This window comes from Methylosinus sp. LW3 (assembly GCF_000527115.1).
Classification (GTDB): domain Bacteria; phylum Pseudomonadota; class Alphaproteobacteria; order Rhizobiales; family Beijerinckiaceae; genus Methylosinus.
Window position 1 is genome coordinate 185,419 of the sequence record NZ_AZUO01000002.1, and the last position, 24,582, is coordinate 210,000.

Sequence of the window (24,582 nt, forward strand, 5' to 3'; positions counted from 1 at the left end):
GCGCGCCACGATCGGGAAAGTGCAAAGGAAACGACGAAAAATGTCGATCGTTCTCGATGGCGTCCGAAAGGCCAAGCTTCCTCTCGCGGCCCGAAATCTCGTCGATCTTTTGCGTATCCGCGCCGCCGAACAGGCGACGAAGCCGGGCTATGTCTTTCTCGACGATGGCGAGAGAGAGGGCGCGCGCCTCAGCTATGCGGATCTCGATCGAAGAGCGCGGGCGATCGCGACGCATTTGACGGCGCTGGGGCCGACAGGCGCGCGCGCGCTGCTGCTCTATCCGCCGGGTCTCGACTATATCGAGGCCTTTTTCGGTTGCCTTTACGCAGGCGTTATCGCCGTCCCCGCCTATCCGCCATCCGGCCGGCATCTGCAAAGGCTGCAATCGATATTCCGCGACGCGCGACCCGCCGCGATCTTGACGACGGAGGCGCTGCGTCAACGGTTCGAGAACGAGGCCGGCGAGCAATTGGCGCGAATTCCTTGCTCTTGGACGGCGACCGATGTGATCTCCTCCGAACAGGCGGAAGCGTGGCGCGCTCATGCGCCCGAGCCAGACCAGATCGCTTTCCTGCAATACACGTCGGGCTCGACCGGCGATCCCCGCGGCGTGATGGTCACGCATGCCAATCTACTCAGCAACCAAGCGCTCATCAAAGAGAGCTTCGGCCATGACGAGCGCTCAGACCTCGTCGGATGGTTGCCGCTCTATCACGATATGGGATTGATCGGGAACATCCTTCAGCCGCTCTATATCGGCGCCACCGCCTATCTGATGTCCCCCATGGCGTTCCTCGAAAAGCCGCTGCGCTGGCTGAAGGCGATCTCCACTTATCGGGCGCATACGAGCGGCGGTCCGAATTTCGCCTTCGATCTCTGTGTGCGCAAAATAAAGGAGGAGGAGAAGCGCGACCTCGATTTGAGCCATTGGCGCATCGCCTTCAGCGGCGCTGAGCCGGTGCGCGCGTCGACGCTCGATCGCTTCGCTCGGGGTTTCGCCATTTCCGGCTTTCGGCGTGACAGCTTCTATCCCTGTTACGGCCTCGCGGAGGCGACGCTAGTCGTGACGGCGCCGACGCGCGACCGGCCGCTTCCCATCGTCGAGGTGGATCGGCAAGCATTGGAGGCGCGTCGCGTCGCTCCGTCGCAAGGCGCCAAATCCACGGCCGTCGTCGGCTGTGGCCACGGCTGGCCGGGATATGACGTTCAGATCGTCGACCCCGAATCGACGAGCATCTGCGCCCCTGGCGAAATCGGCGAAATATGGGTCGCGGGGCCGGGCGTCGCGCTGGGCTATTGGAACAGGCCGGACGATACGGCGCGCGTCTTCGGCGCGACGGTCGCCGAAGGGGATGGGCGCGCCTATCTGCGGACGGGCGATCTCGGCTTCCTGGAGCAGGGAGAGATTTTCGTCGCCGGCCGTCTCAAGGATCTCATCATCGTCGCCGGCCGCAATTTTCATCCGCAGGACATTGAATGTGTGATCGACGAACAGATCGAGGGGTTGCGGCGCGGCTCCACCGCGGCCTTCCCCGTGACCATCGACGATCGAGAAGCTCTCATTGTCGTGGCGGAGCCGGATCGCTCGCACCTGGGCGCATTGGAAAATAGCGGCGGCGAGGCGCTGTTTCGGAACATTCGCGCTTGCGTCGTCAATGAGATCGATGTCGAGCCGGCGGATATCGTGCTCGTGCAGCCCGGCTCGGTCCCGAAAACGTCGAGCGGCAAGCTTCGGCGGGCGGAGTGCCGGCAACGTTATCTGTCTGGAGAATTGCGGACGTTGGCGCGCGCGCATTCCGCCGCGCCGTCATCCGCCGCCGTGGCAGAGCAATCCAGCGCGGAGCGGGCCGACGCGTTCCTGCGCGAGGCGCTCTCCTATCTGGCGCCGGCGCAAAAAGCTGCGCTTCTCACACGTTTTCTCATCTCCAGAGTGGCGCGATCGCTTGGGGCGCCGGAAAGCGATTTCAGCCCCACGACTTTGCTTTCGCGAAGCGGGCTCTCGTCGCTGCGGGCGATCGAAGTGAAGCATTCGCTCGATTCCGCGCTCGGGATCGAAACGCCGATCGGCGTTCTGCTCTCGGATGCGAGCTTTGCGGAGGCCGCTGAAGCGCTCGCCCGGCTCGCCGACGACGACGCTTCATCCGCACGCGAGGTCGCGCTGGCGCCGGACCCGCGCGCTCTGTCGCACAGCCAGCACGCGATGTGGACGGTCCATCAGCTCGACGCAGCGAGCAACGTCTATAATCTGCATCTCGCGCTCGATATCGACGGGCCGTTGGATTTTGCCCGCTTCCATCGGGCGCTGTCGTCGGTCGTCGAGCGTCATGCTCAGCTTCGCACCGTCTATCGCTCCGGCTCGGACGGCGTCACGCAGGAAGCGCTTCCCCTCGAAGAGTTGGCAGATTGGTTGCGCCGGGAGGACGCGACGGCCTGGACGTCGGCGGAGCTGGAGGGCGCGCTGTCGCAGGAAGCGCGGCGTCCGTTCGATCTCGACGCGCAAGCTCCCTTTCGGATCGTCGTCTACAGCCGAGGCGATGGCGGCTCGACCCTCTTATTCGTCGCACATCATATCGCTGTCGATTTGTGGTCATTGCTGCTTCTGGTCTCGCAGCTCGACGCGGCCTATCTCGCGCCGGAGGCGGGAGACGGCTTTGCGCCGCCCGCGAGCGGGGACTACGCCGAATTCACGCGTCGTGAAGCAAATTATCTCGCTTCCCCTGCCGCGGAGCGGGATTGGAGCTATTGGAGCGATCAGCTTCGCGGCCCACTGCCTGCGCTCGAATTGCCGACGGATTTTCCGCGCCCGTCCGTTCCCGACTATGCGGGAGGATCGGCGCCGCTGCGGCTCGACCACGAGACGACCCATAGGCTGAAAGAGCTGGCCAAGCGCGAGGGCGTAAGTCTTTTTTCGCTGCTGCTGGCCGGCTATTTCGCGCTTCTTCAACGCGTGACCGGGCAGTCCGATCTGGTCGTCGGAGCGCCCACGAGCGGCCGCTTGGGTTTGGAGACGATCGGTCTCGTCGGAAATTGCGTCAATCCTGTCGCGCTGCGGGTGCGGGCGCTGCCGCAAGACAGCTTCGAAGGTCTGTTGCGCGCGACACACGCAACGGTGCGAGGCGCGCTCGAGCATCAGCAATTCCCATTTCCGCTGATTGTCGACCGCCTTCAGCCCGAACGCCATGAGAACCAATGGCCGATCTACCAGAGCTGGTTTGTTCTGCAACAGGCGCAATCGGAGGCGCCGGCGGAATTCGCCGCTCTCGCGCTCGGTGAGGATGGCCCTTCGTTTTCTTACTGTGGGCGCACAGCGAGATCGTCGAGCCTGCGTGAGCGCGTGGAGATGTTCGACCTCGCGGTGATGGCGGCCGAGGTCGATGAGGAGCTGCTGCTGTCGTTTCAGTTCAAGACGCAGCTATTCGCCGCCGCCACAATCGAGCGCCTGGCGCGCCGCTACCGAGCGCTGCTCGACGGCATTCTGGACAATCCGCAGGCGCGCATCGGCGATCTTCCCATTTTGGAAGAGGCCGAGCGCGGCGAGCTGATATTCGATTGGAACGACACCTCGGCGGAATTTCCGCGCGACTTGTGCGTTCACGAGCTTTTCGAGGCGCAGGCGCAGCGCAGGCCCGACGCTGTGGCGGCGATCTTCGGCGACGACACTCTCACCTATGGCGAATTGAACGCGCGGGCGAACCGGCTGGCGCGCCATCTCGTCGGGCTCGGCGTCGGGCCGGAAGCGATCGTCGGCCTGTGTGTCGAGCGTTCGCTGGAGATGGTGGTCGGACTGCTCGGCGTTTTGAAAGCGGGCGGAGCCTATCTGCCGCTCGATCCAGACTATCCGTCCGAGCGTCTCGCCTACATGATCGCCGACGCCTCGCCGCGTCTCGTGCTGACGCAGCAGCGTCTGGCGGAGCGTCTTCCTGTGGGGACGCCGCTTCTGCGACTGGACGCGGACCGGGAGCAGTTCGCGCACGAGAACGCCGAAGCGCTCAGCCGCCGCGCCACGCCGCAGAATGTCGCCTATGTCATCTACACATCGGGGTCCACAGGAAAGCCGAAGGGCGTCGCCGCGCCGCATGGCGGCGTGGTCAATCGCATCGATTGGATGCAGAAACGCTACGGCCTGACCGCCGATGATACGGTCCTGCAGAAGACGCCGTTCGGCTTCGACGTCTCGGCATGGGAGTTTTTCTGGCCGCTGCAGGCCGGCGCGCGCCTCGCGCTCGCTGCGCCGGACGATCATCGCGAGCCTGCGCGGCTGGCGGAGCTCATCCAACGCCATAGCGTCACGACGCTGCATTTCGTGCCGTCTATGCTGCGGGCGTTCTCGAGCGTCGTCGACATGGCGACGCTGCGCTCGCTGCGGCTGGTGATATGCAGCGGCGAGGAGCTTCCCGCGGCGGCGGCGCGGCGCTTTCATGCCGCCACTGCGGCGGAGCTTCACAATCTCTATGGCCCGACCGAAGCATCGATCGACGTCAGCGCCTATCGATGCGCGCCGGACGACGATAGCGAGCGAGTGCCGATCGGCCGGCCGATCTCGAACATTCAGCTCTATATTCTCGATGCGGGTTTCGAGCCGATTCCGGTCGGCGTCGCCGGAGAATTATGCATCGGCGGCGTCGGCCTCGCGCGCGGCTATCTCGGCCGCGCCGATCTGACGGCCGAGCGCTTTGTCGCGAACCCTTTTGTCGCGGGGGAGCGCATGTATCGCACCGGCGATCTCGCGCGCTGGCGGCGGGATGGGAACATAGAGTTCCTCGGGCGGCTCGATCATCAGGTGAAAATCCGGGGTTTTCGCATCGAGCTGGGCGAGATCGAGGCGGTGTTGCAACGTCTTCCCGATGTGCGCGAGGCGGTTGCGCTCGCATGGGCGGACGGCTCGGGCGACAAGCGGCTCGCCGCCTATGTGACGAGCGAGGGTGAGCTGGACTTTGGCGCGCTGAAGATAGCGCTGCGGCGGGAGCTGCCGGATTATATGGTTCCGCAGCTTTTCGTTCGTCTCGAGGCGCTGCCGCTGACGGCGAGCGGCAAGCTCGATCGCAAGGCGCTGCCGGACCCCGATCCCGACGCGCAATCGCGCCGGAACTATGTCGCGCCGCGCACGCCGACGGAAGAGACGCTGTGCCGCATCTTCGCCGATGTGCTCGGCGTCGAGCGCGTCGGCGTCGACGATAGTTTCTTCGAGCTCGGCGGCGACTCGATTCGCGCCATTCAGGTTGCGAGCCGGTTGCAACTGGCCGGATATGAGCTGACGCCGCGTCAGCTGTTCCAATATCCAGCCGCGAGCCTGTTGGCGTCGGAATTGACGCTCGGCGCAGAGGCCTCTCCGATATCCGATGTCGAGCGCGCGCTCGCCCAATTCACATCCCCCTTCGCTCTTGCGGAGCTGGAGGCGGATGACATCGACCGCATCGTGCGTCGGCACGGAGATGTCGAGGACCTCTATCCGCTGACGCCGATGCAGGAAGGCATGCTGTTTCACGCCCTGTCCCAGACGGGAACGGGTCTCTATCATATGCAGGAGCGCTACGAGATAAGAGGGCCGCTCGACATCGAGGCTTTTGCTGCCGCTTGGCGCCGCGTGGTCGATCGTCATGCGAGCTTGCGGACCTCTTTCGAATGGGACCTGAAAGGCCGCGCTCATCAGGTGGTTCACAGCCACGCCACTCTGCCGGTCGACATCCTCGACCTCCGACATTTATCCAATGCCGATCAATCGTCATACATCGACCAATTGCTGAGCAGCGAACGCGAGCGCGGATTCGATCTCGCGACTGCGCCGCTGATGCGCATCAAGATCATCCGAGTCGACGACGACCGGCACATCTGCGTGCGCAGCTTCCATCACATCATCATGGACGACTGGTGCACATCGCCGCTGCTGCTCGACGTGCGAAAGCATTATGCGGCTGGGTTGGCAGGGCAGGCCGTCGAGGCCGAGCCGGCAGGACAATTCCGGGACTATATCGCCTGGCTGCGAACCAAGGACATGGCGTCGGCGGAGAGCTTCTGGCGCAGCTATCTCGACGGATTTTCGGAGCCGACGCCACTCGTGGGCGCCAAAGCGATCGAGATTCGGGCCGACGCCGCCGCTTCCGTCGATGACGTCATCGTGACTCTCTCGGCGGAGGATCGGAAAAAGCTCGAAGCGCTCGCGCGCCAACACCGCTTGACGGTCAACACCTATGTTCAGGGCGCGCTCGCGCTGCTGCTCGGCCGATATGCCGACGTGGATGAGGTCGTGTTCGGCGTGACGGTCGCTGGCCGTCCGATCGATCTTCCGAGCTCAGAAGCGGCATTGGGCCTGTTCATCAACGGATTGCCGCTGCGTGTGCGCATTCGTCCAGATCAGCCGATCATCGATTGGTTGAAAGAGATAATGTCCAGCAATTTGGAAATGCGTCAGCATGAGTTCGTCTCTCAATCGATGATCCAGAGCTGGAGCTCCATACCTCGCGCCGACGCGCTCCTGTTCCAACATCTGCTCACTTTCGAGAATGCGCCGATCGACCCCAGCCTGCGCGGAGAAAAGGAGATACTCGATATCGATCTCCTGCAGCTTCGCGTCCACACGAATTATCCGATCACCTTCGTCGCCATTCCAGGCGAGACGCTCACGCTTCGCCTCACTTATGACCGCGATCGTTTCGAGGCGTCGACGGTCGAGCGTATGGCTATTCATTTTAGGCGCGCTCTCGAAGAATTGATCGCAAAGAGCGACCGCCGGGTGAGAGACGTGCAGCTTGTAACCCGGGCGGAGGGTCATCGAGCCGCAGTCGAATGGAACGAGACGGATCACGACTATGGCGAGCCGCTCGATCTCGTGCGACGCTTCGAGGCGCAGGCCGCGCTGCGTCCGGACAGCATCGCCGCCGCCTGCGAGGGCGAGACGCTGACTTATCGCGCGCTCGACGAACGCGCGAACCATATCGCGAGCGCATTGGTCGAGGCGGGCGTCGTCCGGGACGATCTCGTCGCCCTTTGGGAGACGCGCGGGCTGAACTTTTTGGCGACTATGCTCGGCGTCTTCAAGGCCCGCGCGGCCTATCTTCCGATCGATCCTGCCAATCCAGATGGGCGTATTTTGCAAGTGCTGAAGGAGGCCGAGCTCGAATGGCTCTGGGCCGGGAAGAATCATCTGGCGCGCGCGAGCGCGCTCTGCGCCGATCTCGATGAGGCAGAACGGCCGCGTCTGATCGAGCCGATGACGACATGCGCAGCTGCGACGATGAAATCGCCGCGTCGCAACGAGCCACGCAATCTCGCCTTCGTCATCTTCACCTCTGGCTCCACCGGCAGGCCGAAAGGCGTAATGGTCGAGCACAGAGGCATGTTCAACAATCTGATCACGAAAGAACGCGTCCTTGCTCTGACCGCGGATGACGTCATCGCGCAGACGGCGTCGCAATGCTTCGACATTTCCGTCTGGCAGTTCCTCACGGCGATCGCCATCGGCGCGCGGGTCGAGATTTTCCCCGATGATATATCGCGCGATCCGCAACGGCTGCTCGAAGAGGTCGATCGTCGAAAGGTGACAATACTCGAAGCCGTCCCGTCGATGATCAAGGCGCTGCTCGATGTGGCGGAAGACGACGAAAGACTTGTTCGGCTCCGGTGGCTGCTGCCGTGTGGGGAGGCCTTCACGCCGGAATTGTGCCGGCGCTTCATAGCGCGCTTCCCGAATATTCGCCTTTTGAACGCCTATGGACCGGCGGAATGCTCGGACGACGTATCCTATTATCCTATCGAGTCGTCGCCCGAAGGAGACGATCTCAGCGTTCCGATCGGCCGGCCTGTCGACAACACGCAGCTCTACATTCTGAATCGGCGCCTCGATTTGGCGCCGGTGGGCGTCGCCGGCGAAATCTGCGTCGCCGGCGTTCAGGTGGGCCGAGGCTATCTCCATCGTCCGGACTTGACCGCGCAATCCTTCGTTCCCGACCCATTCGGGCCACCCGGCTCGGTCCTCTATCGAACCGGCGATTTGGGACGCTACCGATCGGATGGCGTCATCGAATTCCTGGGCCGCGTGGATCATCAGGTCAAAATTCGCGGACATCGGATCGAGCCGGGGGAGATCGAAGCCTGTCTCGTCACCCATCCGCGCATCGAAGAGGCTTGTGTCGTCGCTCGCCGGCTGTCCAAGAATTTGTATGGGCTGATCGCTTATGTCGTCGCGCCGCAGCTGGATGCGAGCTCTCTTCGAGAGCATGTGTTGCAGACGCTGCCGGAATTCATGGTTCCGAGCGCCTTCATTTGCATGGAGTCTCTGCCGCTCACGTCCAACGGCAAGGTCGACCGCAAGAAATTGCCGGACGTCGACGCCTCCGCCCATGTCTCGCGCGTCTATGTCCCGCCACGCAACGCGACCGAAGAGATTTTGTGCAAAATCTGGTCGGAGGTGCTCGATGCGCCGCGCGTCGGCGTCGAGGACAATTTCTTCGAGCTCGGCGGACATTCTCTGCTCGCGATTCAATTGCGTTCGCGCATTCGCGCCGCCTTCGGCGTCGAAATGCCTTTGCCCGCGGTGTTCGACGCCGCAACTGTGGCGAAGCTCGCCGAGCGCGTCGAAGATCTGATCCTTGCAGACATCGAAGAGCTGAGCGACGTCGAAGCGTCTCGGCGCGCGCGAGAGACGGTGGAAGCTCGCGCCTGAGGGCGCGATCCCGCCTTCAGGAACGAGTCATCCGGAGTGGACACCTCATGGACATGATCGAGAGTCGGCGAGAGCAGCAGGATAAGAAAGCACGCCTTTCTCCGGGCAAGCGCGAGCTTCTCGAGCTTCGCTTGCGGGGGCGCGCTTCGCTGCAAATGACTCAGAACGATATCGCTCCTCGGCCGCCGGGCGACAATCCATTGTCGTATGGTCAGGAACGCATCTGGTTTCAATGCCAAGTGTCGCCCAATCCCGCTTTGTTCAACATCGCGCTGCTGGCGCGCATTGGTGGGGCGCTCGACGCGGGGGCGTTGCAATCGAGTCTCGCGGAGATTATTCGCCGTCACGAAGTGTTGCGCTCCGGCTTCGCGAGTAACTGCGGCGTTCCGCGGCTCTTCTATTCATCCGATGCGGATTTTTCCTTCGAACGGATCGATCTGCGCAGCCTCGATGAAGAGGCGCAAAATAGTGAAGTTCGGGCGCTGTCACACGCCGAGGCGCGCAAGCCTTTCGACCTGGATGCGCCGCCGCTGATGCGGGCGACATTGCTCATCTTGGGGGACGAACGGCATGTTCTGCTGCTAACGATCCATCACATCATATGGGATGGCTGGTCCAGCGGACTGCTGATCCAGGAAATTGCGCAGCTCTACGAAGCGGCGATGAAGGGCGCGCCGAATCCGTTGGCGCCGCTGTCCGTGCAATATGGCGATTTCGCCTATTGGCATCGTCGCCTGATGACGAGCGAGGCGGGCAGAAAGCAGCTCGACTATTGGGCGAACAGGCTCGCCGGACTTCCCGATCTGTTGGCGCTCCCGACCGACCGGCCGCGCGCGTCCAAACAAGCCAACCGCGGCTCACGCTATTCATGGACTCTGTCGCAAGAGGCGCTCGCGGGACTGACGGAGCTCGCCCGACGGACGAACACCACGCTGTTCGTCGTCTTGGTGTCCGCCTTCAAGACCTTGCTTTATCATTACAGCGGCCAGACAGACATCGCGGTCGGCACCACCATCGCCTATCGCACGCATCCAGAACTGGAACGCTTGGTAGGATTTTTTGCGAACGCTCTGGTTCTGCGCACGACGCTCGACGACAATCCGAGCTTCGAGACATTGCTCGCGCGTGTGCATGAGGCCGCCGTCGGCGCTCAATCGAACCAGGATGCGCCATTCGAGACGCTCGTCGAAAAATTGGCGACGAAGCGCGGCCTCAGTCACAATCCTCTGTTCCAAGTCGCGTTCGTTCACCACAATATTCCGATCGAGCGGCTGACGCTCTCAAATCTCACCATCGACGTCGAGGAAGTGAGCACGGAGTCGGCGATTTTCGATCTCGTTCTGCATGTCTTCAACGAAGCGCCGGGGCTGCGGCTGCGTTTCGAGTTTGATGTGGGCCTGTTCGACGATGCGACCATCGCCGCAATGGCGGGGCATTTTACGGCTCTTGTCCAAAACATGCTGGAGGCCCCAACGCTGCGCATCGCCGCGTTGAGTCTTTCGGATTCGGCGGAACGGTCGCAGATCATCGCCATGTCGGAAGGCGCATCCCTCCAAACAGTCACGCCGGAGCTGATTCATCACTGGCTCGGCAGAAATGCCCGTGCAGATCAGCTCGCCGTGTCGACGTGCGGCGCGGCGCTGACGTATGGCGAATTATCCGCCCGCTCCAATCGGATCGCGCACTGGCTACAGCGCCTGGGCGTCGGCCCCGACGTGCCTGTGGGCGTGCTTCTCGAACCCTCCGTCGAGCTGGTGGCGGCGATCGTCGGCGTGTCGAAGGCGGGGGGCGCATTCGTGCCGCTCGATCCGGCCTATCCGCCCGGACGGATCGACTACGTTCTGTCCGATGCAAAGGCGGGCGTGCTGCTGACGACGCAGGAGCTGGCGTCGAAGCTCGGCGACATTTCGATCCCGATTGCAATTTTGGATCAGAAGGTCCTCGACGCTATGCCGGACGTTCCCGTCGTCTCGAGCGTCGCGCCTGAAAACATCGCCTATATCATCTACACATCTGGCTCTACGGGCCGTGCGAAAGGCGTGATGGCCACGCATCGCAACGCGGTGGCCTCGACGCGCGCGCGCGCGGGGCATTACGCCGAGGCCGTCACCGGCTTCCTGCTGTTGTCGTCCATTTCCTTCGACAGCTCATTGGCGGGGCTGTTCTGGACCTTGTTCCAAGGCGGGCGGCTGCACATCCCGTCTGAGACGATGCGCCGCGACCCGGGCGCGTTGATGCGTCTTGTCGAGCGAGAGTCGGTCTCGCATCTCTTGTGTCTGCCGTCATTCTATTCCGCGCTGCTGCAGGTGACGACATCGAAAAGCGGCGCATCGCTGCGGTGCTGCATCGTCGCTGGCGAGGCTTGCAAGCGCGACGTCGCCGACCATCATTTTGCGAAGCTGCCGCACGCCGCTCTCTTCAATGAATATGGACCGACCGAATGCTCCGTTTGGAGCACGGTCCATGAAATCGCCGAGGATGAGAACCGGTCCGAGCCGGTGAGCATTGGGAGGCCAATTCCCGGCGCTCGGACTTATGTCGTCGGGCCGGACGGCGAGCTGTCGGCCGCGGGCCTTATCGGCGAGCTATATATCGGCGGTCCGGGCGTAACGCGAGGGTATCTCGGGCGGCCTGAATTGACCGCGGAGAGGTTCGTTCCCGATCCCTTCGGCGGCGGTGGCGAGCGACTCTACAGGACCGGGGACCGCGTAAAGCGCCGCCGAGATGGCGGGCTGGAGTTTCTCGGCCGTTTCGACGAGCAGATCAAGCTGCGCGGCTATCGCGTCGACCCTCGAGAGATCGAGGACGTCTTGTCGTCGCATCCCTCGGTTTCGGACGCTGCAGTGGTCGTGCCCGCAGAGAAGGAGGGGAGCGCCAGGCTGATCGCCTATGTCGTCGCCGAAGGCGATTCGGGTGAGATCGAATCCGCGCTACGGCGGCATGTCGCTCAGAATTTGCCGGCTTTCATGGCGCCAGAGGTCATCGTCGCGCTGCCGGCCATGCCACGACTTCCGAACGGGAAAGTCGATCGTTCGGCGCTGTTGGAGCCTGCGGCCGTCGCCACGGAGCAGGATTTGGAACGCGAGGGCCACGCCAGCGCGATCGAATTTCTTCTCGCCGACATTTGGCGCGCTGTGCTCGGCGTGGAGGAGATCGGCCGCAACGACAATTTTTTCGATCTTGGCGGCAATTCATTGTCGGCCATTCAAGTCGTCGCGCGCGCGCAGCAGCTGTTCGGCAAAGACATTCCGATCACGACGCTTTTCGAGGGGGGAACTCTCGGCGAGCTCGCCGGGGAGATCGAGGGCGCCGCTGGCGCGGACGCCATCAACGAAAAGCTGAGCTTTCTGCTCGCAGAGATCGACCCGACCGCCGAGTTGGACGCCGTCGCTCGTGGCCTCGGAAACGAAGGGCCGCAGCATGTCTGGTGAGATCCGTTATGCTCTCGCGGAGAACACATGTGTGGAGCCGCTGGTCGGACGCTGGGTGGCTTGGCCTCATGTGATGGCGCCGGTCACGCAGAGCCTGCATCTCCTGAACTACCAGATCAAAACGATCGGCTCCTATCTCGGCAACCCGGCGATTCACGAGGTCTCCTGTCGCAATCCAAAGCTCTTGGGCGGCGCTTTCGTCGATGTGCCGGCGACACGCCTATCCGAAGTTCGAGATTTCTTGGCCGAGACCGAGGAGACGTTTTCGGACAATCTGGCTTTCGCGCGCACGCTGATCGAGTTTCACAATAAGCTCGTCGCCGAAGCGAAGGGCGAAAGCCTCGAGGACTGCTACCAGCGGATTCCCGAACCGCTGCGTGGCTATGTCGAGCTTCTCTACGACTACTATAACCGGCCGATCGTGCGGCCGCTCGAAGGGCTTCTCTACAAGAGCGGGTATTACAAGAAAGAGGCGCAGTCGTTGCGTCTTTTCCGTCAGGAAACCGATCTCGAACGGCCCTATTATATGAGCACGCCGAGATTGTCTGGAGACGATTCGCTCGATTGGACCGTCGCCTTCGACGATCCCAGAATCGACGAATTGTTCCGTCTGGACCAGGAGCCGAAATCCTTCGACGAGATCAGATCCTTGCTGGACGCTCCGGCGTCGCAGGATGCGAAGCTGCGCGCCATTTTGCGAGAGACCGACGGCGCCATTCGCGCCCCGTGGAGCGGCGACGAGGTTCGTGTTCGATACTTCGGGCATGCCTGCGCCCTCGTAGAGAGTGGAGGCGTTTCGATCCTCATCGATCCGCTGATCGCCGCGCGGCCCGAGCAGCATGACGTCGAACGCTTCAGCTTCGGCGATCTGCCCGAACGAATCGATTATGTTCTCATCACGCACGGGCATCACGATCATTTCGTCATCGAGTCGCTGTTGCGATTGAGGCACAAGATCGGCACGCTCGTCGTGCCGAAGAGCTCGGGCGTTTTCTATGGCGATCTGTCCCTGAAGCTTCTTGCGCGTCAGCTCGGGTTCGCGGATGTGCGCGAGGTGGACTACCTCGATGAATTCGCCATTCCCAATGGGCGGATCGTCGCCGTTCCATTCCTGGGGGAGCACAATGACCTGCCGTCCGCGAAAGCCGCGTATTTTCTGCGTCTCGGCGCGCGCAGCCTGCTCTTCGCCGCGGATTCGAATTGCCTCGATCCAGAGATCTACGCACATCTGCTTCGTGAGACCGGTCCAATCGACACACTGTTCGTCGGAATGGAATGCGTCGGCGCGCCGTTGACGTGGGTCTATGGGCCGATTTTGCCCAACAAGCCCGAGCATCGACACAGTCAGGGACGCCGCTCGAATGGCTGCAACTCTAGCGCCGCGCTGGAGCTCGCGCGCGCGGTGGGTTGTCGGCGGGTATTCGTCTATGCGGTCGGGCGCGAGCCCTGGGTGCGATACCTCCTCGCTCTCACTCCCGCCGACGACGACGTGTACATGGCGGAGATCGCCAAATACATCCGGTCGCTGCGCGATGAATTGGGCGTCGGCGCGGAGCTTCTCTTCGGCCGAGCCGAAATCCTGATTTAACGCGCGAGCCTGGAAGAACGATAATGGCTGAGCTGGTCGAGCGCTTGTCGCGCCTTTCTCCTGACAAATTGCAGCTGTTGCGGACGCGACTGAAGGATGAGTCGGAATTCGAGCGTCCCATCGTGGCCTCCTGCGGCGCAAAGAAGCTGCTTTCCTACGCACAGCAGCGCCTATGGCTGCTCGACCTCATCCAACCCGAGAGCGCCGCCTATAATAATGCCGGCGCGTTTCGCTTTATCGGCGCATTGAACATCTCTGCATTTTCATGGGCGGTGAATACCATCGTGGCCCGGCACGAGACGTTGCGGACGCGTTTTTCGGTGGTCGATGGCGAGGCGGTTCAGATCGTCGCGCCCTCGCTGGAGATCGCCTGTCCCATCGTCGATCTGAGCGATCTCGAAGCGGACGCGCGCGCCGCCGAGGCGCGGCGTCTCGTCGAGGCGGAGGCGCGGCGCCCGTTCGATCTGACGCAGGGTCCGCTGCTGCGCGTCCTCGTCATCGATCTCGGCGTCGGCGATGCGGCTGGGGCTCGCGAGCATGTGGTCGCCTTCACGCTGCATCACATCGTGTCCGACGGATGGTCGACCGACGTGCTGATGCGCGAGTTCGCCGCGCTCTATGAGGCGCGCATCGCCGGCCGTCAGTCGCCGCTTGCCCCACTTCCCATCCAATATGCCGATTACGCCGCCTGGCAGCGCGACTGGCTGCGCGGCGAGCTGTTGGAGCGCCAGCTCTCCTATTGGCGGCGGACGTTGTCGGATGCGGCCTTGGTTCTGGAGCTGCCGACCGATCATCCGCGTCCGGCGGTTCAGGACACCGCCGGCGGCGTGCATCGTTTCGAGATTCCGACGACGGTCGCGGATCGGCTGAAGGGCCTGGCCCGGGAGCAGGGCGCGACGCTGTTCATGGTTCTGTTGGCGGCGTTTCAGCTTCTGTTGTCGCGTTACAGCAGTCAGAAGGACATTTGCGTCGGCGTGCCGACGGCCAATCGGCGGCGCGTGGAGCTCGAGGGACTGATCGGCTTTTTCGTCAACACGCTGGTCTTGCGCGCGGACCTCTCGGGCGAGCCGAGCTTTGTGGAGCTTCTGGGGCGAGTGCGAGAGGCGGCGTTGGGCGCGCAGGAGCATCAGGATCTTCCCTTCGAGCGTGTTGTGGAAGAGCTGCAGCCGGCGCGCGACATGAGCCGCAGCCCGTTGTTTCAGGCGATGTTCGTCTTTCAGAACGCGCCGGCGCGGGTGTTTTCTCTGCCCGGTCTGCGGATCGAGACTCTGGCGGCGGACAGCGGAACGTCGAAGTTCGATCTCACCTTGGAGCTCGCCGAGGTCGAGGGCGGGTTGATCGCATCGATCGAATACGCCGCGGCGTTGTTCGAGCCGGCGACGATCGCGCGCATGGCGGATCATTATCGCAGGTTGCTGGAAGGGATCGTCGCCGATCCGCGGGCGCGCATCGGGGCGTTGCCGATGCTGAGCGAGCCAGAACGTCGGCGGCTGTTGATCGATTGGACCGATACGTCGGCGGATTTTCCGCGCGAATTGTGCATTCATGAGCTGTTCGAGGCGCAGGCGCAGCGCGCGCCCGACGCTGTGGCGGCGATCTTCCGCGATGACTGTCTCACCTATGGCGAATTGAACGCGCGGGCGAACCGGCTGGCGCGCCATCTCATTGGGCTCGGCGTCGGGCCGGAGACGATCGTGGGTCTGTGTGTCGAGCGCTCGCTGGAGATGGTGGTCGGACTGCTCGGCGTTTTGAAAGCGGGCGGCGCCTATCTGCCGCTCGATCCGGACTATCCGTCCGAGCGTCTCGCCTACATGATCGCCGACGCCTCGCCGCGCTTGGTGCTGACGCAGGAGCGTCTGGCGGAGCGTCTTCCGGCGGGGACGCAGATTTTGCGGCTGGACGCGGATTGGGAGCTGATCGCGGACGAGGGCGCGGGAGCGCTCGGCCGCCGCGCGACGCCGCAGAATCTCGCCTATGTCATCTATACCTCGGGCTCGACAGGAAAGCCGAAGGGCGTCGCCATCGCTCACGTCAATACGGCCGCGATGCTGCATTGGGCGAAGGACATTTTCATTCGTCCCGGCGCGTCGACGATGCTGGCGTCGACATCCTTGTGCTTCGACCTGTCTGTCTTCGAGCTGTTTCTGCCATTGAGCTTCGGCGGCGCCGTGGTCGTTGTGAAAAACGCGCTCGAGATCGCGGGGGTGGCCGGAGCGTACGCGGCGCATCTGATCAATACAGTGCCGTCGGCCATGGCGGAGCTCTTGAGGATCGACGCGCTTCCGCCGTCCGTCCGGATCGTCAATCTGGCCGGAGAACCTTTTCCGCCGGCCATGGCCGAATCCTTGGGGAGCCGCGAGAGTCTCGACGGCGTGTTCAATCTCTACGGACCATCGGAATGCACGACCTATTCCAGCTACTTTCGCTTGCGTGAGGAGGATTGGCGCAATCCGCCGATCGGCCGTCCGATTTCGAATACGCAAATCTTCCTTTTGGACGACGAGATGGAGCCTGTTCCGGTGGGCGTCTCCGGGGAAGTGTATATTGGTGGGGCAGGGGTGGCGCGCGGCTATCTCGGTCGCTCCGACGTCACGGCCGAGCGCTTTGTTCCGGACCCGTTCGGCGCGCCCGGAGAGCGGATGTATCGCACCGGCGATCTCGCGCGTTGGCGAGCGGACGGCAATATCGAGTTCCTCGGGCGGATCGATCATCAGGTGAAGATCCGGGGCTTTCGAATCGAGCTCGGCGAGATCGAGACGGCGCTGCGTTCTTATGTGCGTGAGGCTGTCGTGCTCGCGCGTGCGGACGCCTCGGGCGATAGGCGATTGGTCGCCTATCTGACGGGGGAGGGGGAGCTGGACATCGGCGCGTTGAAGACAGCGCTGCGACGAGAGCTACCTGATTATATGATCCCTCGCCTATTCGTGCGTCTGGAGGCGCTGCCGCTGACGGCCAATGGCAAGCTCGACCGTAAGGCGCTGCCTGATCCTGATCCAGACGCGCAACCGCGCCAAGATTATGTCGCGCCGCGCACGCCGATGGAAGAGACTTTGTGCCGCGTCTTCGCGGATGTTCTCGGCATCGAGCGCGTCGGCGTCGAGGACAATTTCTTCGAGCTCGGCGGTCATTCGCTGAAAGCGGTCCGTGTGATCGACCAGTTGCGCAGGCGCGGGGTGCGCGCCGACGCCCGCATGCTATTTGTCGCGCCGACCCCAGCGGCTCTGGCGCTCGCGTTAAACGACCGGCGCGAGGTGATCGTTCCGCCGAATCTCATCCCGAGCGACGGCGGCGACATCACGCCGGAGATGGTGACGCTCGCAAGCCTTTCTCGAGCGGACATCGATCATATCGTTCGATCCGTTCCCGGCGGCGCCGCCAATATTCAGGACATATATCCGTTGGCGCCGCTGCAAGAGGGCATATTGTTTCATCATCTGATGAGCGTCGACGGCGACCCTTATCTGATGCCGGTCCAGCTCGCCTTTCAGTCGCATGAGGCGACGGAACGTTTCATCGACGCGCTGCGAGCGATGATCGAGCGAAACGATGTGCTCCGCACGGCGATCCTTTGGGAGGGGCTTCCGGAGCCAATGCAGGTCGTTTGGCGTCACGCGACGCTGAACGTCGACTATGTGAACGTCGAGTCTGCGGAGGAGATGCGCGCGCGTTTCGATCCTCGCCATACCCGTCTCGACGTCCGCACGGCGCCGCTGATGCGGGCGGTGGTCGGTCATGACGAAGAGAACAGCCGTTGGCTCCTCCTCCTCCTGACGCATCATCTAGCGTTGGACCACGCCACCCTCCAATTCCTCGTGGCGGAGGTGCAGGCGTATCTGTCGGGGCAGAGCCATCTTGCGTCGGAGCCGACTCCCTTCCGGAATTTCGTGGCGCAAGCGCGCTTGGGCGTAAGCGCCTCGCGGCATGAAGCGTTTTTTACGTCTCTGCTGGGAGATGTCAGCGAGCCGACGGCGCCCTTCGGGCTCGTGGACATCCAAGACGATGGCGCTATCGCGGAGGCGAAGCTCGCCCTTTGCGCGAGCCTGGCGCAGTGTCTGAGGGATAGCGCCACGAGGCTCGGCGTCAGCGCGGCGAGCCTGTTCCATCTCGCTTTCGCTCAAATGCTCGGCAAGCTGACGGGGCGTCAGGATGTGGTCTTCGGCTCGGTGCTGCTCGGTCGGATGAGCGGCGGCGGCGGCCGCGCTCTCGGGCTTTTCATCAACACTCTACCAATGCGGATAAAGCTCGGGGAAGGAAGCGTCGTCGATTGCGCGCGAAACGCGCATCTGTTGCTGGCGGATTTGCTCGAGCATGAACATGCGTCGCTCACTTTGGCGCAGCGATGCAGCAAGGTGACGGCGCCGACGCCATTGTTCTCCGCATTGCTGAATTATCGTCACAGCGATCCTGACGACGCGCGCTCATCTGCTATCGAGGGCGCTGAGCTGATCTTTGCGGACGAGCGCACGAATTACCCGCTCACGCTTTCTGTCGATGATTTCGGCGAGGCCTTTCTGCTCACGGTCCAAGCCGCGGAATCCATCGATCCAGCGAAAATTTGCGATTACATGCGAGTCGTTCTCGACGCTCTCTCGAGCGCTCTCGAAAAGGCGCGGGCCACGCCGATACGGGCGCTCGATATTCTGACCGCCGCGGAACGCGGTGAGCTGATATTCGATTGGAACGACACCTCGGCGGAATTTCCGCGCGACTTGTGCGTCCATGAGCTGTTCGAGGCGCAGGCGCAGCGCAGGCCCGACGCTGTGGCGGCGATCTTCGGCGACGACGCTCTGACCTATGGCGAATTGAACGCGCGGGCGAACCGGCTGGCGCGCCATCTCGTCGGGCTCGGCGTCGGGCCGGAAGCGATCGTCGGCCTGTGTGTCGAGCGTTCGCTGGAGATGGTGGTCGGACTGCTCGGCGTTTTGAAAGCGGGCGGAGCCTATCTGCCGCTCGATCCAGACTATCCGTCCGAGCGTCTCGCCTACATGATCGCCGACGCCTCGCCGCGTCTCGTGCTGACGCAGCAGCGTCTGGCGGAGCGTCTTCCTGTGGGGACGCCGCTTCTGCGACTGGACGCGGACCGGGAGCAGTTCGCGCACGAGAACGCCGAAGCGCTCAGCCGCCGCGTCACGCCGCAGAATGTCGCCTATGTCATCTACACATCGGGGTCCACAGGAAAGCCGAAGGGCGTCGCCGCGCCGCATGGCGGCGTGGTCAATCGCATCGATTGGATGCAGAAACGCTACGGCCTGACCGCCGATGATACGGTCCTGCAGAAGACGCCGTTCGGCTTCGACGTCTCGGCATGGGAGTTTTTCTGGCCGCTGCAGGCCGGCGCGCGCCTCGCGCTCGCTGCGCCGGACGATCATCGCGAGCCTGCGCGGCTGGCGGAGCTCATCCAACGCCATAGCGTCACGACGCTGCATTTCGTGCCGTCTATGCTGCGGGCGTTCTCGAGCGTCGTCGACATGGCGACGCTGCGCTCGCTGCGGCTGGTGATATGCAGCGGCGAGGAGCTTCCCGCGGCGGCGGCGCGGCGCTTTCATGCCGCCACTGCGGCGGAGCTTCACAATCTCTATGGCCCGACCGAAGCATCGATCGACGTCAGCGCCTATCGATGCGCGCCGGACGACGATAGCGAGCGAGTGCCGATCGGCCGGCCGATCTCGAACATTCAGCTCTATATTCTCGATGCGGGTTTCGAGCCGATTCCGGTCGGCGTCGCCGGAGAATTATGCATCGGCGGCGTCGGCCTCGCGCGCGGCTATCTCGGCCGCGCCGATCTGACGGCCGAGCGCTTTGTCGCGAACCCTTTTGTCGCGGGGGAGCGCATGTATCGCACCGGCGATCTCGCGCGCTGGCGGCGGGATGGGAACATAGAGTTCCTCGGGCGGCTCGATCATCAGGTGAAAATCCGGGGTTTTCGCATCGAGCTGGGCGAGATCGAGGCGGTGTTGCAACGTCTTCCCGATGTGCGCGAGGCGGTTGCGCTCGCATGGGCGGACGGCTCGGGCGACAAGCGGCTCGCCGCCTATGTGACGAGCGAGGGTGAGCTGGACTTTGGCGCGCTGAAGATAGCGCTGCGGCGGGAGCTGCCGGATTATATGGTTCCGCAGCTTTTCGTTCGTCTCGAGGCGCTGCCGCTGACGGCGAGCGGCAAGCTCGATCGCAAGGCGCTGCCGGACCCCGATCCCGACGCGCAATCGCGCCGGAACTATGTCGCGCCGCGCACGCCGACGGAAGAGACGCTGTGCCGCATCTTCGCCGATGTGCTCGGCGTCGAGCGCGTCGGCGTCGACGATAGTTTCTTCGAGCTCGGCGGCCATTCGCTCACCGTGATGCAATTGGTCGCGCGCGTGTCGAACATGCTGAATGTCAGTCTGCCGATTTCTCTCGTGTATCGGAACGATAGGCTCGCGGTCCTCGCGGAGACCGTGGATCTGATGAAGGCGCTGAACCCATCCCACAGCGATCGAGCTTCGTCGGCCGCCGCTTTCGAAGAATTCGAAATATGAACGCCATGGAGCTCATGTGCGAGACCCATTCTCGACGCATATTGGTCCGCCTCGATGATGGTCGCCTGCGGGTCGAGGCTTCCGTCGGCGCGCTGCCGGCGCGCCGGCGAGCAAAATTGGCGCAGAGAGCTCGGAGCGGCGCATGAGTGATGGAGGTAATGAAATGGATGCGCCGCGCACAACCGCTCTGCATTTGTGGCGCGTGTTCGCGGCGTCGAAGACCGCCTTGACGTTGTCGATCGCGACCGGGCTGATCGCAGGCGTGAGCAGCGCTCGGCTCTTGACCTTCATCACCCATGCGCTCGAAAGCGGGGGGCGCGGGACGTTCGAGCTCGCCGCCAGCTTTTTCGCGCTCTGCTTCGTCGCGCTCGCGTCGAGCGCCGTCTCGCTGATCCTATTGTCGCGGATCGCCCAGGAAAATCTCTACAGCCTTCGTCTGTGGCTCAGCCGTTGCATTCTTGCGGCGCCGCTGCGTCAGGCGCAGGCTCTGGGAGCGCATCGCCTGATGGCCGCGCTCACGAGGGATATCGACAGCGTCGTGGTCGCTCAAGAGGTATTGCCGGCTCTGTTCATCGAAGGCTCCAAGGTCGTCGCCGTCTTCGTCTATCTATGGATGCTGTCGCCTCCGCTTTTTCTTATCACCGCGATCTATGTGATCGTCACCATCGTCGGTCTGCAAGCGCCGCAAAAATGGGCCTTGCGATGGCTGGAACGGGCGCGGCAAACCGAAAATGCGATGTTCAATCATTTCCGCGCGGCCACAGAAGGCGGCAAAGAGCTGAAGATGAACGCGCGGCGCCGGCGCGCCTTTCTGGACGATGAATTGCGCGAAACGGCGGGCGCGCTCAAGACGCAGAGAATCAAAGCGCTGGTGATTTTCGTCCTGATCGACCGCTGGGCTGAAACGCTATTCTATCTATTGCTCGGTCTCGTTCTCTTCGTCGTTCCGCGCTTTCAAGCAGCGTCGTCCGAGACGCTGACGGGCTTCACCCTCGCGATCCTGTTCCTCGGAGGCCCTCTATCCTTGGTCGGCGGCTGGCTGCCCAACATAGGCAAGGGCGTCGTAGCCCTACGCAACATCGAAGCGATGGGCTTGCGTCTGACGGCGGAGGCGGAAGTCGCCGCTGACGCGCCGCTGGCGTTTCGCCAGTCGCGGCCCGGCGTTCTGGAGCTCGAAGGCGTCACGCATCGATATATGAGCGAGAATGACGACGTGGGATATCGGCTCGGCCCGATCACGCTTCGTATCGAGCCGGGAGAGCTCATATTCGTCACCGGCGGCAACGGCAGCGGCAAGACGACGCTGGCTCTGCTCGTTCTGGGTCTTTTTCCACCCGACGCCGGCGCCGTTCGGCTGGGAGGAACGCTCGTCACTCATGACAATCGCGAGGCATATCGGCAGAATTTCTCCGCTGTCTTCGCGGACGCGTTTATTTTCGACTCGTTGCTGGGCTATGCCGGCGCAAAAGCGCAGGAGCGCGCGCAGGAACTGTTGGAGCTTCTCGATCTCGACAAGAAGCTGCGTATCGAGAACGGACGGCTTTCCACGGTGGATCTGTCGCGCGGACAGCGCAAGCGATTGGCGCTGCTGACCGCTTATGTCGAGGATCGCCCCTTCTATTTGTTCGACGAATGGGCGGCCGAGCAGGATCCCCCGTTCCGGGAGCTGTTCTATCGCAAGCTTTTGCCGGAGCTGAAAGCGCTCGGCAAGACGGTCATCGTGATCACGCATGACGACCGCTATTTTCACTTCGCCGACCGCGTGCTCCACATGACATCTGGACAGATCGAGGCGTTTTCCAGAGCCGATGAAACATTTCGCGCCGATCGCGAGGAGCGCTTGCAACATGCGTAAGGCGATGCGTCGTTCGGGCGTTCTCATCGTCGCCGCTCTGCTGGCGGGAGCGGCGACACTCGTTGGAGTCGTGCGTCTGCCTCTCCCCTGGGAGGGCGGCTCGCATGTTGTGCCGGGGCTCGGCGAGGCTGTCGTGGTGGAGTTCGACTCGGTCGGCGTTCCGCATATTCGCGCAACGAGCCGAACCGACGCCTACGCCGCCCTGGGCTATGCGACGGCGCGCGATCGCCTGTTTCAGATGGACATGCTCCGCCGCAAGACCGGCGGACGATTGGCTGAGATTTTCGGCTCTGCTTTGGTGAAGGACGACAGTTGGAGCCGCGCGATGGGGTTCGAACGTCTCGCAGGCGCCATCTTGCGACAGCTTCCCGCCGAACAGGGAGCGGCGCTGACGGCCTATGCGGCCGGCGTCAATCAAGCGATGCGCGACGCTTTGGCATGGCCTTGGGAGTTTACTGTTCTAGCGTATGCGCCGGAGCCATGGCGTCTGCAGGACAGCATTCTGGTTGCATTGAATCTGGCGGATTTGTCTTATTCGGCAGATCAAGAGCGCGCGGCCAGCGTCATGCGCGCGGCCTTGCCCGAGGCCGTCGTCGATTTCCTGACGCCGGACGGCGATTGCTACAATGAGATGCTCGCGCCACGAACGCCCGAACGCTGCACGCCGGGCGCGCTTCCGGCGCGAGAGATAGAGCAGCTGATGCGCGAGGCGGGAGGACGCGAGAGAAGCGCGGGCTTGGTTCAGAACGAACGTGCGCCGCGCGGCTCCAATGGCTGGGTCGTTGCGCGGGGGAAGACGCGCGACGGCCGCGCGATCCTCGCCAATGACATGCATCTGTCGCTCGAGACGCCCAACATCTGGTATCAAGCCGACCTCGCCTATGGTTCACGGCGGGTGGAAGGCTTGACCTTGCCGGGCTTGCCGATGGTGATCACGGGGACGAATGGGCGCGTCGCCTGGGGCCTGACCAGCGTCGAGGGCGATTTCGCCGATTTGGCCCGCCTGCGCAGAGATGCGGCCGAGCCGTCGAAATATCTCACGTCCGATGGCGCGCGTGAGTTTTCGGCGCGTGTGGAGCGCATCGGCGTGCGCGGCGCGCCGGAGATCGTGCTGCAGGTCAAAGAGACGATCTGGGGGCCGGTTCTACCCGAGCCGCTTCTCGGCGAGGAGGTCGCTCTCCGGTGGACGATGCTGGATCCGATCGCAACCAATCTCGACCTGATGGACATGGACAGCGTCGCGACCGCCGCGGAGGCCGCGCCGGTCATGCGCGGCGCGGGCGTTCCACCGCTCAATGCTCTTCTTGCGGACAGTTCCGGCTCGGTCATGTGGACGCTGATGGGGAAAATCCCAAAGAGACGCGGTCTGAGCGGCCTCTTCGCCGAATTTTGGGATGACGGCTCGGTCGGTTGGGACGGCTATTATTCACAACAAGAATTGCCCAGCATCGTCGATCCCGCGTCCGGCTACATCGTCAGCGCCAATCAGCGCATGCTCGGCGCCGCCGATTTCGCGCCGAAGATCGGCCACGACTATTCGGGCGGCTTCCGCGCCTGGCGAATCGACCAGCGCCTGAACGAGTCTTCGCGCATCGACGAGAGCGACATGGCGGCGCTTCAACTCGACGCCTCCACGGAATTCTACCGCTATTATCAGACTCTGGCGCGGCGCGCATTGAACGCTCCCGAGAGCGAGGGCGACAAAGACGCCGCCGCACTGATCCACGCGCTCGAAACCTGGGACGGGCGCGCGGAGGACAATAGTCTCGGGTTGCCGCTGATCGTCGAATTCCGAAACTCGCTGATCGACGCCGTTCTGTCGCCGCTCTTGGCGCGATGCCGCGCGCTGGAGCCGGGCTTCGTCTATGAATGGAGCAATGCGGACGTCCCCGTACAACGCATTATCGACAGCGGACGGGCCGAACTTTTGCCGGATCGCGATACGCATCGCGATTGGCCGCATTTTTTGCGCGCCGTGCTGAGGGAGAGCGCGCGGCGTCTGGCGCAGTCCAATGGACGCCGTCCTGTCGACGATCTTCGGTGGGGAGAGGCGAACAGGGTCGAAATCCGTCATCCGCTTGCCGCCGCGACGCCGTTGCTGGCTCCCGTTCTGAACATGCCGCGCGTTCCCGTTGCGGGATGTAGGCAATGTGTCCGGTTTTACTTTGCGGATGCGGGCAAGAGCTCGGGAGCAAATGCGCGCATGGTCGTCGCGCCGGGGCGCGAGTCGGAGGGCTTGATGCAGATGGCGGCCGGCCAATCTGGGCAGTTCGGATCTCCGCATTATGCGGACAGGGAGATGGACTGGGTCGCCGGACGGTCGCGGCCGTTTCGCGCCACAAATTTCGACGGCAGGATGATTTTGAATCCTGCACGGTAATTCCGTGAATTAGACAGTCGTCGTTCTTGGTTGCGGGGACAGGATTTGAACCTGTGACCTTCAGGTTATGAGCCTGACGAGCTACCGGGCTGCTCCACCCCGCGCCAAGGACGGCGGCCCTCTTGTGGGAGAGGGCTCGAAGACGAGAAAGGGG

6 protein-coding genes and 1 tRNA gene are annotated in these 24,582 nt (G+C 63.1%); 6 read left to right on the top strand and 1 reads right to left on the bottom strand.

What is annotated here, in order from left to right:
- Positions 1-40: 40 nt before the first annotated feature.
- The 6 genes from METLW3_RS0120995 (at position 41) to METLW3_RS0121025 (ending at position 24,428) form a co-directional block, all read left to right on the top strand.
- Entirely contained in the window at positions 41-8,659 is an 8,619-nt protein-coding gene (locus METLW3_RS0120995; protein WP_024881759.1) for a non-ribosomal peptide synthetase, read from the top strand.
- A 47-nt stretch (positions 8,660-8,706) separates the two neighbouring features.
- The gene (locus tag METLW3_RS0121000) at positions 8,707-12,090 is read left to right on the top strand and encodes a non-ribosomal peptide synthetase (protein ID WP_024881760.1); all 3,384 of its coding nucleotides are present in this window, start codon (positions 8,707-8,709) and stop codon (positions 12,088-12,090) included.
- Entirely contained in the window at positions 12,080-13,678 is a 1,599-nt protein-coding gene (locus tag METLW3_RS0121005; RefSeq protein ID WP_024881761.1) for an MBL fold metallo-hydrolase, read from the top strand. The genes METLW3_RS0121000 and METLW3_RS0121005 overlap by 11 nt, the downstream gene beginning before the upstream one ends.
- Positions 13,679-13,701: 23 nt before the next feature.
- On the top strand, positions 13,702-20,193 hold the full coding sequence (locus METLW3_RS0121010; protein ID WP_024881762.1) for a non-ribosomal peptide synthetase: 6,492 nt from the start codon (positions 13,702-13,704) through the stop codon (positions 20,191-20,193).
- Between the two features lie 142 nt (positions 20,194-20,335).
- Positions 20,336-22,048: a cyclic peptide export ABC transporter gene (locus METLW3_RS0121020; RefSeq protein ID WP_051465558.1), complete on the top strand. Its 1,713-nt coding sequence runs from the start codon at positions 20,336-20,338 to the stop codon at positions 22,046-22,048.
- On the top strand, positions 22,041-24,428 hold the full coding sequence (locus METLW3_RS0121025; RefSeq protein WP_024881764.1) for a penicillin acylase family protein: 2,388 nt from the start codon (positions 22,041-22,043) through the stop codon (positions 24,426-24,428). Before METLW3_RS0121020 ends, METLW3_RS0121025 begins: the two co-directional genes overlap by 8 nt.
- A 27-nt stretch (positions 24,429-24,455) precedes the next feature.
- Here the strand turns inward: METLW3_RS0121025 and METLW3_RS0121030 are convergent.
- Positions 24,456-24,532: transfer RNA gene (locus tag METLW3_RS0121030), tRNA-Met, on the bottom strand.
- Positions 24,533-24,582 lie beyond the last annotated feature (50 nt).

What these genes read in the sequence shown, in the direction of transcription:
- METLW3_RS0120995 (WP_024881759.1), top strand. Translation starts at nt 41, where the DNA reads ATGTCGATCGTTCTCGATGGCGTCCGAAAGGCCAAGCTTCCTCTCGCG.
- METLW3_RS0121000 (WP_024881760.1), top strand. Translation starts at nt 8,707, where the DNA reads ATGGACATGATCGAGAGTCGGCGAGAGCAGCAGGATAAGAAAGCACGC.
- METLW3_RS0121005 (WP_024881761.1), top strand. Translation starts at nt 12,080, where the DNA reads ATGTCTGGTGAGATCCGTTATGCTCTCGCGGAGAACACATGTGTGGAG.
- METLW3_RS0121010 (WP_024881762.1), top strand. Translation starts at nt 13,702, where the DNA reads ATGGCTGAGCTGGTCGAGCGCTTGTCGCGCCTTTCTCCTGACAAATTG.
- METLW3_RS0121020 (WP_051465558.1), top strand. Translation starts at nt 20,336, where the DNA reads ATGAGTGATGGAGGTAATGAAATGGATGCGCCGCGCACAACCGCTCTG.
- METLW3_RS0121025 (WP_024881764.1), top strand. Translation starts at nt 22,041, where the DNA reads ATGCGTAAGGCGATGCGTCGTTCGGGCGTTCTCATCGTCGCCGCTCTG.